General features: G+C 71.0%; 14 protein-coding genes. 13 read left to right on the top strand and 1 reads right to left on the bottom strand.

The features are described from left to right. The first annotated feature begins 25 nt into the window (after nucleotides 1-25). Entirely contained in the window at nucleotides 26-1612 is a 1587-nt protein-coding gene (gene ffh / locus ACFQ58_RS10225) for a signal recognition particle protein (protein ID WP_376950963.1), read from the top strand. 13 nt (nucleotides 1613-1625) lie between these two features. Beyond that, complete coding sequence (locus ACFQ58_RS10220; RefSeq protein ID WP_376950962.1) at nucleotides 1626-3059, top strand: GH1 family beta-glucosidase; 1434 nt, start codon at nucleotides 1626-1628, stop codon at nucleotides 3057-3059. Nucleotides 3060-3069: 10 nt separating this feature from the next. Here the strand turns inward: ACFQ58_RS10220 and ACFQ58_RS10215 are convergent, their stop codons facing one another. Beyond that, nucleotides 3070-4209, bottom strand: a complete 1140-nt coding sequence (locus tag ACFQ58_RS10215; protein ID WP_376950961.1) for a glutamate--cysteine ligase — start codon at nucleotides 4207-4209, stop codon at nucleotides 3070-3072. Nucleotides 4210-4335: 126 nt separating this feature from the next. On the opposite strand from ACFQ58_RS10215, the gene ACFQ58_RS10210 reads away from it, so the two are divergent. From ACFQ58_RS10210 to ACFQ58_RS10160, 11 genes are all read left to right on the top strand, one after another. After that, a complete protein-coding gene (locus tag ACFQ58_RS10210; RefSeq protein ID WP_376950960.1) occupies nucleotides 4336-5001 on the top strand; it encodes a GntR family transcriptional regulator in 666 nt (221 codons plus the stop codon). Between the two features lie 140 nt (nucleotides 5002-5141). Further along, nucleotides 5142-6320 carry a branched-chain amino acid ABC transporter substrate-binding protein gene (locus tag ACFQ58_RS10205; protein WP_376950959.1) on the top strand — a complete coding sequence of 393 codons (1179 nt, stop codon included), beginning with the start codon at nucleotides 5142-5144 and terminating at the stop codon, nucleotides 6318-6320. Nucleotides 6321-6385: 65 nt separating this feature from the next. Next, nucleotides 6386-7273, top strand: a complete 888-nt coding sequence (locus ACFQ58_RS10200; RefSeq protein ID WP_376951122.1) for a branched-chain amino acid ABC transporter permease — start codon at nucleotides 6386-6388, stop codon at nucleotides 7271-7273. Nucleotide 7274: 1 nt separating this feature from the next. After that, on the top strand, nucleotides 7275-8474 hold the full coding sequence (locus ACFQ58_RS10195; RefSeq protein ID WP_376950958.1) for a branched-chain amino acid ABC transporter permease: 1200 nt from the start codon (nucleotides 7275-7277) through the stop codon (nucleotides 8472-8474). Continuing rightward, on the top strand, nucleotides 8471-9421 hold the full coding sequence (locus ACFQ58_RS10190; protein WP_376950957.1) for an ABC transporter ATP-binding protein: 951 nt from the start codon (nucleotides 8471-8473) through the stop codon (nucleotides 9419-9421). Before ACFQ58_RS10195 ends, ACFQ58_RS10190 begins: the two co-directional genes overlap by 4 nt. Further along, a complete protein-coding gene (locus ACFQ58_RS10185; protein ID WP_376950956.1) occupies nucleotides 9418-10128 on the top strand; it encodes an ABC transporter ATP-binding protein in 711 nt (236 codons plus the stop codon). The genes ACFQ58_RS10190 and ACFQ58_RS10185 overlap by 4 nt, the downstream gene beginning before the upstream one ends. 83 nt (nucleotides 10129-10211) lie before the next feature. Next, entirely contained in the window at nucleotides 10212-11369 is a 1158-nt protein-coding gene (locus tag ACFQ58_RS10180) for an NAD(P)/FAD-dependent oxidoreductase (RefSeq protein WP_376950955.1), read from the top strand. Then, nucleotides 11366-11608, top strand: coding sequence for a (2Fe-2S)-binding protein (locus tag ACFQ58_RS10175; protein WP_376950954.1), 243 nt, complete (start codon nucleotides 11366-11368; stop codon nucleotides 11606-11608). The genes ACFQ58_RS10180 and ACFQ58_RS10175 overlap by 4 nt, the downstream gene beginning before the upstream one ends. Further along, nucleotides 11605-12975 (top strand): FAD-dependent oxidoreductase, encoded by a 1371-nt coding sequence (locus tag ACFQ58_RS10170; RefSeq protein WP_376950953.1) that lies wholly within the window; start codon nucleotides 11605-11607, stop codon nucleotides 12973-12975. Before ACFQ58_RS10175 ends, ACFQ58_RS10170 begins: the two co-directional genes overlap by 4 nt. Next, nucleotides 12972-13904 (top strand): dihydrodipicolinate synthase family protein, encoded by a 933-nt coding sequence (locus ACFQ58_RS10165; protein WP_376950952.1) that lies wholly within the window; start codon nucleotides 12972-12974, stop codon nucleotides 13902-13904. The genes ACFQ58_RS10170 and ACFQ58_RS10165 overlap by 4 nt, the downstream gene beginning before the upstream one ends. Then, nucleotides 13904-14905 (top strand): proline racemase family protein, encoded by a 1002-nt coding sequence (locus ACFQ58_RS10160; protein WP_376950951.1) that lies wholly within the window; start codon nucleotides 13904-13906, stop codon nucleotides 14903-14905. The genes ACFQ58_RS10165 and ACFQ58_RS10160 overlap by 1 nt, the downstream gene beginning before the upstream one ends. The last annotated feature ends 19 nt before the right edge of the window (nucleotides 14906-14924 follow it).

Genomic DNA, 14924 nt, shown 5'->3' with positions numbered 1-14924 from the left:
CGGGCCAAGTAGACTTCTGCCCACTATGGCAACGTTCGGGACCCTGTCTGACCGTCTCACCGAGACGTTCAAGAACCTCCGCACCAAGGGCAAGCTCTCCGCATCCGACGTCGACGGCACCGTCCGCGAGATCCGTCGCGCGCTGCTCGACGCCGACGTCTCCCTCGACGTCGTGAAGTCCTTCACCGCGACCGTGCGCGATCGCGCACTCGGCGACGAGGTGAATCGCGCGCTGAACCCCGCGCAGCAGGTGGTGCAGATCGTCAACGAGGAGCTCGTCGGCATCCTCGGCGGCCAGCAGCGCCGCCTGCAGTTCGCCAAGACCCCGCCGACCGTCATCATGCTCGCGGGCCTCCAGGGTGCCGGCAAGACCACGCTGGCCGGCAAGCTCGCCAAGTGGCTCAAGAAGGACGGCCACACGCCGATGCTCGTCGCCGCCGACCTGCAGCGCCCGAACGCCGTCAACCAGCTCCAGGTCGTCGGCGCGCAGGCCGGCGTGCAGGTCTTCGCGCCCGAGCCCGGCAACGGGGTGGGCGACCCGGTGCGCGTTGCGAAGGACGCCGTGGCTCAGGCCCAGCGCGCCCAGCACGACGTGGTCATCATCGACACCGCGGGCCGACTCGGCGTCGACGCCGAGATGATGAAGCAGGCCGCCGACATCCGCAAGGCGACGAAGCCCGACGAGGTGCTGTTCGTCATCGACGCGATGATCGGACAGGACGCGGTCGTCACCGCGAAGGCCTTCCAGGACGGCGTCGACTTCACCGGCGTCGTGCTCTCGAAGCTCGACGGCGACGCCCGCGGCGGCGCCGCGCTCTCGGTGGCCTCCGTCACCGGACGCCCCATCATCTTCGCGTCGACCGGCGAGACGCTCGACGACTTCGAGCCGTTCTACCCCGACCGCATGGCGAGCCGCATCCTCGACCTCGGCGACATCCTCACGCTCATCGAGCAGGCCCAGCAGGCCTTCGATGAAGAGGAAGCGCTCAAGGTCGCCGAGAAGCTCGCGACCGAGCAGTTCACGCTCGAGGACTTCCTCAAGCAGATGCAGCAGCTGCGCGGCGCCGGCTCGATCAAGAAGATGCTCGGCATGCTTCCCGGCGCGGGCGGCATGAAGCAGCAGCTCGAGAACTTCGACGAGCGCGAGATCGTGCGCACCGAGGCGATCATCCAGTCGATGACGGTCGCCGAGCGGCGCAACCCCAAGCTGCTCAACGGCTCGCGCCGCCTGCGCATCGCGAAGGGCTCGGGCATGACCGTGACCGACGTGAACCAGCTCGTGCAGCGGTTCGAGCAGGCCGCGAAGATGATGAAGACCGTCGCGCGCGGCGGCGTGCCGCAGGTTCCGGGCATGGGGCCGATCCCCGGCGTCGGCACCTACGGCGGCGGCAAGCGCCAGGCCGCCAAGGGCAAGAAGAAGTCGTCGGGCTCGCGCTCGGGCAACCCGGCCAAGCGCGCCGCCGAGAACGCGGCCATCGCATCCGGCGTCTCGCCGGCCGGCGCGTCGAACGCGCCCGCCGGATCCGGCTTCGGCCTGGGCGGCGACGGCGGCGCGAAGGGCGCGCCGAGCGAAGAGGAGCTCGCCGCCCTCCAGAAGTTCCTCGGCCGCTGAGACGGAGCGCACGATGACCACGGGCAACGCCGACTACCGCGACTCGGGCCTCGAGTTCGCCCCCGGCTTCCTCCTCGGCTCCGCGACCGCCTCGTACCAGATCGAGGGTGCCGCCGGTGAGGACGGACGCGGGGCATCGATCTGGGACACTTTCAGCCACACGCCCGGCAAGGTCTGGAACGGCGACACCGGCGACGTCGCGTGCGACCACTACCACCGCTGGGAGTCCGACCTCGACCTGATGGCCGAGCTCGGACTCGAGGCGTACCGGTTCTCGATCGCATGGCCGCGCATCCAGCCGACCGGACGCGGACCCGCGAACGAGGCAGGGCTCGCGTTCTACGAGCGCCTCGTCGACGGGCTCATCGCCCGCGGCATCCGCCCCATCGCGACGCTCTACCACTGGGATCTGCCGCAGGCGCTCGAGGACGAGGGCGGCTGGACCAACCGGGCGACGGCCGAGGCGTTCGCGGACTACGCCCGCATCATGGGGGAGCGGCTCGGCGACCGCGTCGCCGTGTGGACGACGCTCAACGAGCCGTGGTGCTCGTCGTACCTCGGGTACGGATCGGGCGCGCACGCACCCGGCGTGATGGACGGCGCGAAGGCGCTCTCGGCCGTGCACCACCTCAATCTCGCGCACGGGCTCGCGGTCCGTGCGCTGCGCGAGGTCGTGACCAACGACCCCGGGTTCTCGATCACGCTGAACCTGCACGTCATCCGCCCCTCCGGCGAGACCGGCCACGAGGCCGCCCGGCGCATCGACGGGCTCGCGAACCGCGTGTTCCTCGGTCCGCTCTTCGGCGACGGGTATCCCGAGGACGTCATCGCGGACACGGCGGCCGTCACCGACTGGTCGTTCGTCAAGCCCGGCGACACCGAGCTCATCGCGCAGCCGATCGACCTGCTCGGCGTCAACTACTACTCGACCGTCACGGTCCGCATGTGGGACGGCGTCTCGCCGCGCGTGAACGCCGACGGGCACAAGGACATGGGCGGCACGCCGTGGCCCGGATCCGAGCACGTCGAGTTCCTCGGGCAGCCCGGGCCGTACACCGCCATGGGCTGGAACATCGACCCCTCGGGCCTCGAGGACCTCCTCGTGGCGCTGCACGGCGCGTACCCCGAGGTGCCGCTCATGGTGACCGAGAACGGCGCCGCCTTCGACGACGTCGTCATCGACGGGCGCGACGGTCCGCAGGTCGACGACCAGGACCGCATCGACTACCTCCGCCGGCACTTCACGGCTGCCCACCGCGCGATGGCACGCGGGGTCGACCTGCGCGGCTACCAGGTGTGGTCGCTCTTGGACAACTTCGAGTGGGGCTACGGCTACTCCAAGCGATTCGGCATCGTCCGCGTCGACTACGACACGCTCGAGCGGCTGCCCAAGGCGAGCGCACGCTGGTTCGCCGAGTTGATCCGGACACGGCGCATCCCGGCGTAGCCGCGGGCGCTCAGCGCCCGGTGCCGTCCCGGAGCTCGCGGGCGAGGTGCGCGACGACCGCGGTGAGGTCGCCGTCGTGCTCGGCGGCGACGGCCAGCTGGCGCTGGTAGCCGGCCCCGTCCTCGATCGTCCGTCGCACGCGCTCGAGCTCCTCGCGGCAGCCGAGGCGGTCGGCGATGGGGGCCAGCGTGCCCACGAGGTCGGCGAGGTCGTCGGCGACGGGCCGCTCGGTGCCCGCGACATCCGTGATGACCCGGGCGTCCATGCCGTAGCGGGCTGCGCGCCACTTGTTCTCGCGCACGTACCACGGCTGGAGCACCGGGAGCATCTCGCCGGCGTCGAGCCGGCCCGACATCCATTCGACCAGGCACTGGATGAGCGCGGCGATGGCGCCGATCTCGTCGGCGGAGGACACCCCGTCGCAGACGCGCACTTCCACCGTGCCCCAGCGTGGCGACGGGCGGATGTCCCAGCGCACCTCGGTGTGGTCCTCGATGACGCCCGTGCGCACCAGGTCGCCCACGTAGCGCTCGTACGCGTCCCAGTCGGAGAGCGGATAGGGCAGGCCCGCGGTGGGCAGCTGCTGGAACATCAGGGCGCGATTCGACGCGTAGCCGGTCTCGACGCCGGCCCAGTACGGGCTCGAGGCCGACAACGCCTGCAGGTGCGGCACGAAGGCGAGCATCCCGTCGAGGATCGGCAGCGCCTTGTCGCGCTCCTCGATGCCCACGTGCACGTGGATGCCCCAGATCATCATGTTGCGGCCCCACCAGCGGGTGCGCTCGATGAGCTTGTGGTAGCGCGGCTTGTCGGTCAGGTGCTGGTCGTACCACTGGCTGTAGGGGTGCGAACCGCTGCAGATGAGCTCGTACTCGCCGAGGCGGTCGAGCACTGCGCGCACCTCGCCGACCTGCCCGGTGAGGTCCTCGACCGCACCGGCCACGCGGTGGTGGACGCCGCTCACGAGTTCCACCGTGTTGGTGAGCAGCTCCGAGGTGATCCAAGGATGCGGCGTGCCATCCGCTCCGGCGAGATCGGCGAGCACGCGGTCGCCCACGGATGCGAGCTGGCCGCTCGCCCGGTCGACGATCGCGATCTCCCATTCGATGCCCACGGTCGAGCGCTCGGACCGTGCGAACTCGATCGGCATTGCCGCCTCCCCGGGGTCGAGCGGGAATCGTGCGGCCATCATCGCACGGCGCCGCGTCGGCTCCGGGTTGCGAACGTAACGTACGAGTACGATGTGCCGCATGATGCGTCACCAGTGGGAGGGACGATGAGCGACCAGTCGATGCGCGTGCTCGAGGTGCTGAGCCTCCGTGAGCAGGTCGAGCGCACGCTCTCGTCCCGCATCGTGGCCGGCGAGTTCGCCCCGGGCACGGTCCTGACCGTGCCGACCCTCGCCGGGGAGTTCGGCGTGAGCGCCACGCCGGTGCGCGAGGCGATGCTGAACCTCGCGCGGCGCGGGTTCCTGAGCCCCCTCCGCAACCGGGGGTTCGAGGTCACCGAGGTGTCGGCCGACGAGCTGCGGGAGCTCGGCGAGATCCGACGTCTGCTCGAGGCGCCGCCCATGCGATCGCTGGCAGGCGCACTCCCCGATGAGACCGTCGCGCGGCTGCGGGACCTGGCCGACGAGATCGTGCGCGCCGGCCGGGAGGGGCGCTTCGAGGACTACCTCGACGCCGACACCAGGTTCCACCTGACGCTGCTGGAACGCACCGGCAACCGCCGGCTCGTGCAGCTCGTGAGCGAGCTGCGGCAGCAGACGCGACTGGTCGGCCTGGTGAACCTGGCGGATTCCGACGAGCTCGAGGGCTCCTCGCTCGAGCACGCCGAACTCGTGCAGCTGCTGGTCGATGGCGACGGCGAGGCTGCCGAGGCGCTCATGCGTCGGCACATCGGTCACGTGTCCGGTCTCTGGAGCGGTCGCCAGGAGGCCTAGCGCTCGGGCGGGGATTCCTCCGTGCGGCGCGCGACTTGCGCAGACGTCGCGGATCGGTAATATGTCACGTACCGCCCGTAGTGATATGTCACGTATGACGCGCGAGCGGGTCCCTGCAACGTCGCATTGAGGAGAGACCCATGTCCCACGGACCCCGGCGCCGCGTGCGCCTCCTCCCGCTCGCCGCAGGCGCGAGTCTGCTGCTGGCACTGACCGGCTGTTCCGGCGGCCTCGCAGGCGGCGGCGACGGCGGCGGTGACGAGGGCCCGATCACGCTCGGGATGCTCGCCCCGTTCTCGGGCAGCGAGTCCGCGTTCGGCGCCTACATGCAGAACGGCGCGCAGCTCGCGATCGACGAGCTGAACGCCGACGGCGGCGTGCTCGGCCGTGACCTCGAACTCGTCGTCGAGGACGACGCCTGCGACGCCACCACGGCCGTCGCCGGTGCCAACAAGCTCGTGACCGACGGCGTCCACGCGTCGGTCGGCGGGTACTGCTCGGGCGCGACGCTCCCGACGCTGCCGATCTTCGACGAGGCCGGCATCCCCATGGTGATCCCCGCCGCGAACTCCAACGAGCTCGTCCAGGGCCTGCCCGGTGTCTTCCTCATCAACGGCACGGGCACCCAGCAGGCCGCCGCCGCGGTGCAGTACGCGGAGAAGATCGGCGCGACCACCGTCGCCGCGATCGACGACGCCACCTCGTACTCGGCCGACCTGGCCGCGTCGTTCGTCGAGCAGGCCGAGGAGGCCGGCCTCGAGGTCGCGTTCGAGGCGACCGTGACGCCCGGCGAGAACGACTACTCGGCCGTGGCCACGCAGCTCGCGAGCGGGCAGCCCGACCTCGTCTACTGGACGGGCTACTACCAGGAGGGCGGCCTGATCGTCCGCCAGGCCACCGACGCGGGCTACGACGGCACGTTCCTGGTGGGCGACGGCTCGGTCGACGCCAAGTTCGCCGAGATCGCCGGTCCGGGCTACACCGACCACGTGGTCGCGACCTTCACCCAGACGCCCGACATGATCGAGGGCGCCGACGACTGGATCGCCTCGTACTCCGAGCTCGCGGGTGAAGCACCCGGCCCGTACTCGACCCAGTCCTACGACGCCGTCCGCGTCGTGGCGCAGGCGATCGGGGACGCCGGGTCCACGGAGACCGAGGACGTGATCGCCGCGATCGAGGCGCTCGACGGGTTCGACACCTTCGCCGGGCCGCTCACGTTCACCGACGACCACACCCTGTCGGGCGGCGGATTCGTCATCGTCGCGATCGACCCCGAGTCCGGTGCGTTCGTCCTCGAGGACGACCTGCAGGGCTGAGCCGTGGGGACGGGCGGCCGCGCGCCGCCCGTCCCGACCGCCATCGGAAGGAGTCTGATCACGTGATGCAGCTCATCTGGAACGGCCTCATCGTCGGTTCGTTCTACGCCCTCGTCGCGCTCGGCTACAGCATGGTCTACGGGATCATCAAGCTGCTGAACTTCGCGCACGGCGACCTCTACATGCTCGGCGCGTTCGTCGGGTTCTTCACCCTCTCGGCATTCGGGATCTCGAACGAGACCTCCATCCCGCTGCTCGTCGTCATCCTGCTGCTTTCGATGGTCACGACCGGCCTGATCGGCGTCGGCATCGAGCGCATCGCCTACCGGCCGCTGCGGAAGAGCCCGCGGCTCGCCGTGTTGATCACGGCGATCGGCGTCTCCTTCACGCTCGAGTACGGCGTGCGCCAGATCTTCGGCCCCAACCCCGAGGCGTTCCCCATCCGACTCGAGTCGACCGGCTTCGACTTCGCCGGCATGCGCATCACCGCCTCGCAGCTCGTGCTCGTCGTCATCGCCGCGGCGCTCATGCTCGTGCTCGCGCATATCGTCGAGCGGACCCGCGAAGGCCGCGCGATGCGCGCGATCGCACTCGACCCGCAGGGCGCCCAGCTGATGGGCGTGAACGTCAACCGTGTCATCGCGACCGTCTTCTTCATCGGGTCCGCGCTCGCCGGCGCGGCGGGGGTCATGGCCGGTGCGTACTACGGCTCCATCGACTTCCTGATGGGCTTCATCATCGGGCTCAAGGCGTTCACCGCCGCCGTCATCGGCGGTATCGGCAACCTCTACGGCGCGATGCTCGGCGGACTCCTGCTCGGCCTGCTCGAATCGTTCGGGGCCGCCTGGTTCGGCGGTGAGTGGCGTGACGTGTTCTCGTTCGCCTTCCTGATCCTGTTCCTCACGTTCAAGCCGACGGGCCTGCTCGGCGCCCGCGTCGTGGAGAGGATGTGACATGGCACGCGACCTCGACCTCGCGCTGAAGAACGCGCCGTTGCGCGCGCCGGCCCCGTTGTTCGACCGTCCCCGCGCCCCACGCGGCGTCTTCACCTCGCAGAGCGGGTTCCTCCGCGCCCTCGGCATCCTCGCCGTCGTGCTGCTCGCCGTGCTGCCGTTCCTCGACGCCTCCCGGTACACGATGTCGATCGCGACGAGTGCGCTGATCTACGTCATGCTCTGCATGGGCCTGAACGTCGTCGTGGGCTACGCCGGGCTGCTCGACCTCGGCTACATCGCGTTCTTCGCGGTCGGCGCGTACGTCTCCGGCATCTTCACCACGGTGCTCGGATTCCCCATGTGGCTGGCGTTGCCGGCCACGATCGTCGCCTGCATCGTCGCGGGCGTCATCATCGGCGGACCGACCCTGCGGCTGCGCAGCGACTACCTCGCGATCGTCACGCTGGGCTTCGGTGAGATCATCCGCATCACCGCGAACAACCTCGAGATCACCGGAGGTCCCTCGGGCATCCACGGCATCCCGTCGTGGGACTTCGGCGGCTGGAGCTTCGACGACGGCTTCGCGATCGGCGGCCTCCAGTTCCCGGGCTACGTCGTCTTCTACTACTTCGTGGCGGCCGTCGTGGTCGTCGTCGGGGTGATCGGCGCCGGACGCCTCGCCAAGGGCAAGCTCGGCCGCGCCTGGAAGGCCGTGCGCGACGATGAGGACGCCGCCGAGGCGATGGGCATCAACACCTACGTCGCCAAGATCTCGGCGTACATCATCGGTGCGGTCTGGGCGGGGATGGCGGGACAGCTCATGTCGACGCACCTGTCGGCCATCAGCCCCAACAGCTTCCAGTTCCTGTACTCCGCCCTGATCCTCATGGCCGTCGTGCTCGGCGGCATGGGTTCCACCCCGGGTGTGATCATCGGCGCGCTGTTCGTCTCGCTCGCACCCGAGCTGCTTCGCGACTTCGCCGAATGGCGCTACCTGATCTTCGGCGTCCTCCTCGTCGTGGTCATGCTGTTCCGTCCCGCCGGACTGTGGCCGGCGACCGCGGTGCTGCCCTGGCTGAAGCGCACGAAACCGCAGCCACCGCCGTTCACGTCGGCGGTCGGCGCGATCGACCAGGGCGTGCCCGGCGTCGAACCGAGCGTCATGGAGTCGGTCGACGGCCTGCCCGCCACCGACGCCGAGGAAGGGAGGCAGGCATGAGCGCCCTGCTCGAGGTCCGCGACCTCCGTCTCCAGTTCGGCGGCGTGAAGGCCGTGGACGGACTCAGCTTCGAGGTCCGCGAGGGCGAGATCCTCGCGGTGATCGGACCGAACGGTGCGGGCAAGACCAGTGCGTTCAACTGCATCTCGGGCTTCTACCTGCCGACGTCGGGCTCCGTCGTCTTCGACGGCAAGCGCATCGTCCGCGAGGTTCCCAAGCCCTGGCATGCGCTGCGGCTCGTGAACCTGCTCCAGAGCTTCGGCTTCTACCGCGTGCTCCCGTCGCGGGTCACGAAGTGGGGGATGGCGCGGACGTTCCAGAACCTTCGGCTGTTCCGCGAGCTCTCGGTGCTCGAGAACGTGAAGACGGCCATGCACGCGAACCTGCGCGAGGGCTTCTGGTCGACGCTCCTGCACACGCCCGGGTACCGTCGGGCCGAGGCGGCGTGCGTCCGCGAGGCACGCGGATGGCTCGACTTCGTCGGGTTCGAGGATGACGAGGACCTCTACGTGGGGCAGCTGCCCTACGGCGAGCAGCGCCGCGTCGAGATCGCGCGGGCGCTCGCGACGAGCCCGAGGCTGCTGCTGCTCGACGAGCCCGCGGCGGGCCTCAACCACAACGAGAAGCAGGCGCTCATGGCGCTGATCCGCCGGATCCGCGACCTCGGCGTCGCGGTCGTGCTGATCGAGCACGACATGGGCATGGTCATGGAACTGGCCGAGCGGATCGTCGTGCTCAACTACGGCAAGGAGATCGCCGACGGCACGCCGGCGGAGATCAAGGCGGACCCGCTGGTCATCGAGGCCTACCTGGGCGTCGACGAGGAAGCGGAGCCGATCGATGCGACGCGGCTGCGCACCGGCACCGTGTCGGCGGAGGCGATCGCCGACGCCCTCGGCGCAGGCGCCGGCGCGACATCCGATGGGAAGGACGGTGGCGTGCGATGACCGCGCTCGAGGTGCAGGACGTCGACGTCTACTACGGCCGCGTGCACGCGCTGCGACAGCTGAGCTTCGCCGTGGGGGAGGGCGAGATCGTCTGCCTGCTCGGCAACAACGGCGCCGGCAAGTCGACGACCATGAACCTGCTGTCGGGACTCGTCCGGCCGAAGGCCGGCTCGGTCCGGTGGAACGGCACCGATCTCGCGACCGCGAAGCCGTGGAACATCGTCTCGAGCGGGCTCATCCACGTGCCCGAGGGCCGCCGCATCTTCTCGACGATGACGGTGCACGAGAACCTGCTGCTCGGCGGGTACTCGGTGCGCGACAGGCGCCGCATCGACGAGCGCATCGCGCAGGTCTACGAGCTCATGCCCCGCCTGGCGGAGCGCCGCAGGCAGCAGGGCGGCACGCTCTCGGGCGGCGAGCAGCAGATGGTCGCCATCGGACGCGCGCTCATCGGCGGCCCGAAGCTGCTGCTGCTGGACGAGCCCTCGATGGGCCTCGCACCGCTCGTCGTGAAGCAGGTCATGGAGGTCATCTCGGCAGTCAACGCGCAGGGGACGACGGTGCTGCTCGTCGAGCAGAACGCCCGGGCGGCGTTGAAGATCGCGCATCGGGCGTATGTCATCGAGACTGGAGCGGTGACGCTCTCAGGTCCGGCGAGCGAGCTCGCGCGCGACCCGCGCGTGGTCGAGGCCTATCTGGGAGCCTGACGGCGGAGCGCTCCCACGTCACGTGGGGTGCGCTTCCGCTTCCGAACCGGTAATATGTCACGTATCACAGTCAGGAGGGCGGCATGCGGATCGTCGTGATCGGTGCGGGGGCCATCGGCGCCTCGTGCGCGCTCGCGCTCGCCGAAGCCGGCGCCGAGGTGGTCGTCGTCGACCGCACCGGCGTCGCCGCCGAGACCTCCAGCCGCTGCGAGGGCAACATCCTCGTGTCGGACAAGGGTCCGGGTGCCGAGGCAGACCTCGCCATCGTCGCCCGGCGCGCGTGGAGCGACCTGGCCGCCAGGCTCGACGACGACCGTGCGCCCGGCCAGCCGGCGACCGAATTCGAGGAGAAGGGCGGCGTGGTCGTCGCCTTCGCCGGCGGGGCCGCCGCGCTCGACGCCTTCGCCGCGTCCCAGCGCGCGATCGGGATCCGGGCGGACGCCGCGTCGGCCGAGGACCTCCGCCGCCTCGAACCTCACCTCAGCCCTGAAGTGGCGCGCGGCATCCACTACCCCGACGACGCCCAGGTGCAGCCGAGCCTCGCCACGCAGGCCATGCTCGCACGCGCCCGGCGGCTCGGTGCCGAGTTCCGGATCGCCGAGGTCAGCGGTGCCGTCAGCATCGGCGACCGCCTGGCCGGCGTCGCCACGCCCGACGGCGAGATCATGGCCGACGCGGTCGTCAACTGCGCCGGTCCGTGGGCCGGCGAGGTCGCCGCGCTGCTCGGCGCGCGCCTCGACATCCGGCCGCGGCGGGGCGCGATCCTCGTCACGACGCCCATGCCGCAGCGCGTCTTCCACAAGGTGTACGACGCCGACTACGTCGGCGCGGTGGGGTCGAGCGACGCCGCGCTCCAGACCTCGACGGTCGTCGAGTCGACCCCCGCGGGCACCGTGCTCATCGGGTCCAGCCGCGAACGCGTCGGATTCTCGACGAACGGCACGCTGGCCCCCATCACCGAGATCGCCGCGAAGGCGACGCGACTCTTCCCGTTCCTCGCCGACACGATGCTCCTCCGCAGCTACGTGGGATTCCGGCCGTACACGCCCGACCACCTGCCCGTGATCGGCGCGGACGCCCGCGTCGGCGGCCTGTTCCACGCCGCCGGGCACGAGGGTGCCGGCATCGGCCTCGCGCCGACGACCGGCGAGCTCATCGCGCACGCCGTGCTCGGGATCCCGGCGCCCCTCGACCCGGCACCGTTCCTGCCCACGCGCGCGAGCCTCGGGGAGGCGGCATGAGCATCCGCATCGCGGTCGACGGCACCGCGCTCGAGGGGCGCGACGGCCAGACCATCGCCGGCGTGCTCATCGGCGCCGGGCATCGGAGCTGGCGCACGGCCGCCAGCGCCGAACGCGGCGTCTTCTGCGGCATCGGCATCTGCCAGGACTGCCTCGTGACGGTCAACGGCGTCGAGGGCGTGCGCGCATGCCAGCGCACGGCACGCGACGGCGACGTGATCGAGCGGGAGTCACGATGAGCCGCCGCGTCGTCGTCCTCGGTGCCGGCCCCGCCGGGCTCGCCGCCGCGCAGGCCGCGCTCGCACACGGGGCCGAGGTCACGGTGCTCGACGAGGGCGAGCGCCCGGGCGGCCAGTTCTGGCGTCACCACGACGGGCTCACCGATCCGCGCATGCAGCATCAGTGGGCGCGCTTCGAGCGGCTGCGCGGCGCCCTCCACCGTGCGGACGTGCACACACAGGCCAGCGTCTGGCACGTCGAGAGCGATCACGGCCTCCGCGTGCACGCGCTCGTCGGCCCCGCCGACTCGGCCGGCCGGATGGGCCACACCATCGAGGGCGACGCCCTCGTCATCGCGACAGGCGCCCACGATCGCGCGCTGCCGGTGCCCGGATGGACGCTCCCCGGCGTCATCACTGCTGGAGCCGCTCAGGCGCTCGCGAAGCGCGACGGCGTCGCGCCCGGACGCCGGACGGTCGTCGCGGGCGCCGGGCCCTTCCTGCTCCCGGTCGCCGCGAGCATCGGCCTGGCCGGCGGCACGGTCGCCGAGGTCGTCGAGGCCGTCGGATCCGCCGCGATCGCGCGGGGCTGGGGCCGAGCTCCGTGGCAGCTCGCGGGCGCCGTGGGCAAGGCCGGCGAACTCGCCGAGTACGTCGGCGACCTGGCCCGCCATCGGACTCCGTACCGATTCGGCAGCGCCGTCACGCGCATCCACGGCGAGCACGCCGTCGAGGCGGTGACCGTCCAGCGCATCGATGCCGAGTGGCGTCCGATCCCCGGTACCGAGCGCGTCGTCGACTGCGACTCGGTCGCCCTCGGCCACGGGTTCACGCCCCGCCTCGAAGCCGCGATCCAGGCCGGGTGCGCGATCTCCGCCGACCGCTTCGTCGAGGTCGACGAGCGCCAGGCCACGACCGTCCCCGGCGTCTATGCGGCCGGCGAGGTCACCGGCATCGCCGGCGCCGACGCGGCGCTCGCCGAGGGCGCGGTCGCCGGATTCGCGGCGGCCGGCGGCGCGCTCGACGACCTGCGCCTGCGCCGCATCCTCACCGCACGGCGGCGCATGCACGTGTTCGCCGAACGCCTCGCGACCCACGCCATCCGACCCGGATGGACGGCCTGGCTCGACGACGACACGATCGTCTGCCGATGCGAGTCCGTCACGCGCGCCCGAATCGCCGAGTACGCCGATGCGTCGAGCCGCGGCATGCGCCTCGCGACTCGGGCCGGACTCGGCGCGTGCCAGGGCCGCACCTGCGGGCGTAGCGTCGAAGCGCTCGTCGCGGCATCCGTCGACTACGACCACCGGCCGGTGCTCTCCTCGATCCGGATCGGGGAACTCGCCGGCCTCCACGACCACCACACCCAGCACCAGGAGCAGCAATGACCGAGCAGAACATGGACCTCGGCGGCGTCGTCGTCGCCACCACCCTCGCCTTCCGAGAGGACCCGTCGGCCCCGGCGGGCCTCGCCGTCGACTACGACCGCTTCGCCGAGCACGTCGACTTCCTCATGTCGAACGGATGCCGCGGCGTCGGCCCGAACGGATCGCTCGGCGAGTACTCGTCCCTCACCGACGAGGAGCGCCGCAAGGTCATCCAGGTCGCCGTCGAGGCGGTCGACGGTCGCGGCATCGTGATCGCCGGCGCGCACGGAGTCGGCAGCCACCAGGCCCGCAAGTGGGCCGAGTACGCCCGCGAGGACGGCGCCGACGGCGTGCTCCTGCTGCCGCCGACCGTCTACCGCGCCAACGAGGGCGAGGTCATCGCGCACTTCGAGGAGGTCGCGAAGGTCGGCCTGCCGATCATGGCCTACAACAACCCGTTCGACACCAAGGTCGACCTCGTGCCGTCGCTCGTCGCGCGGCTCGCCGAGATCCCCGCGGTCGTCGCGATCAAGGAGTTCTCGGGCGACGTGCGCCGCGTCTACGAGATCAAGGAACTGTGCGACATCGACATCATCGCCGGCGCCGACGACGTGCTGTTCGAGCTGATGGTCAACGGTGCGGTGGGCTGGTTCGCGGGCTACCCGAACGCCTTCCCGCGCGAGGCGGTCGAGCTGTACAACCTGTGCGCCGACGGAAAGTGGCACGAGGCGAAGGCGCTGTACGAGCAGCTCGTCGCGGTGTTCCGCTGGGATTCGCGCACGGAGTTCGTGCAGGCCATCAAGCTCTCGATGGACATCTGCGGCAATTCCTACGGGGGCCCGACGCGCCCGCCGCGCGGTCCGCTCTCGGCTGAGCAGCACGCACAGGTCACGGCCGACACCGAGCGGGCGCTCGCGGCCCTGGCGGCCCGATCGGCGGCGGTCGCCTGATGCGTGCGCGCCGGGTCGTCTCGGCCGTCGATTCGCACACCGAGGGCATGCCGACGCGCGTCGTCACGGGCGGCGTCGGTCGGATCCCCGGCGCGACGATGAACGAGCGGCGGCTCTGGGCGATGGAGCACCTCGACGGGCTTCGCGGAATGCTCATGAACGAGCCCCGCGGCCACGCCTCGATGTCGGGCGCGCTGCTGCAGCCGCCCGCGCGCGACGACGCCGACTGGGGTGTCGTGTTCATCGAGGCGAGCGGCTTCCTGCCGATGTGCGGCCACGGCACGATCGGCGTGGCCACCGTGCTCGTCGAGACCGGCATGGTCGAGGTGACCGAGCCGGTCACCGAGATCCGACTCGACGTGCCGGCCGGGCTCGTGGTCGCACGCGTCGAGGTCGATGGCGGCCGGGCGAAGCGGGTCACGATCGAGAACGTGCCGAGCTTCGTCGAGCGGCTCGACGAGCGGATCGAGGTGCCCGGCTACGGCGAGGTGCCGTACTCGGTCGCGTTCGGCGGCAACTTCTACGCGCTCGTCGACCTCGACGACGTGGGCCTGCCGTTCGACCGTGCCCGCCAGGACGACATCCTGCGCGCCGGGCTCGCCATCATGGACGCGATCAACGAGCAGCGCCCGCCGCGCCATCCCGAGCTCTCCGGCGCGAACCACGTGCACCACGTCGAGTTCATCGCGCCCGGGTCCGACGCCGTGCGATCGCGCCACGCGATGGCGATCCATCCCGGATGGTTCGACCGCTCGCCGTGCGGCACCGGCACGAGCGCACGTATGGCCGAGCTCCACGCGCGCGGCGAGCTCGCGCTCGAGACCGACTTCGTGAACGAGTCGTTCATCGGCAGCGAGTTCACCGGCCGCCTGCTGCGCGAAACCGCGGTCGGCGGCGTCCGCGCGGTGGTGCCGACCATCTCCGGCCGAGCCTGGGTCACGGGCATCGGCCAGTACTTCCTCGACGAGGACGACCCGTTCCCCGAAGGCTTCGTCTTCTGATCACCCACGAACCCGAACG

The sequence above is a fragment of the Agromyces sp. NPDC056523 genome (genome assembly GCF_042794545.1).
GTDB lineage: Bacteria > Actinomycetota > Actinomycetes > Actinomycetales > Microbacteriaceae > Agromyces.
The sequence above is the reverse complement of the archived record's forward strand: the minus strand, read 5'-3'. Positions and strand labels throughout refer to the sequence as shown.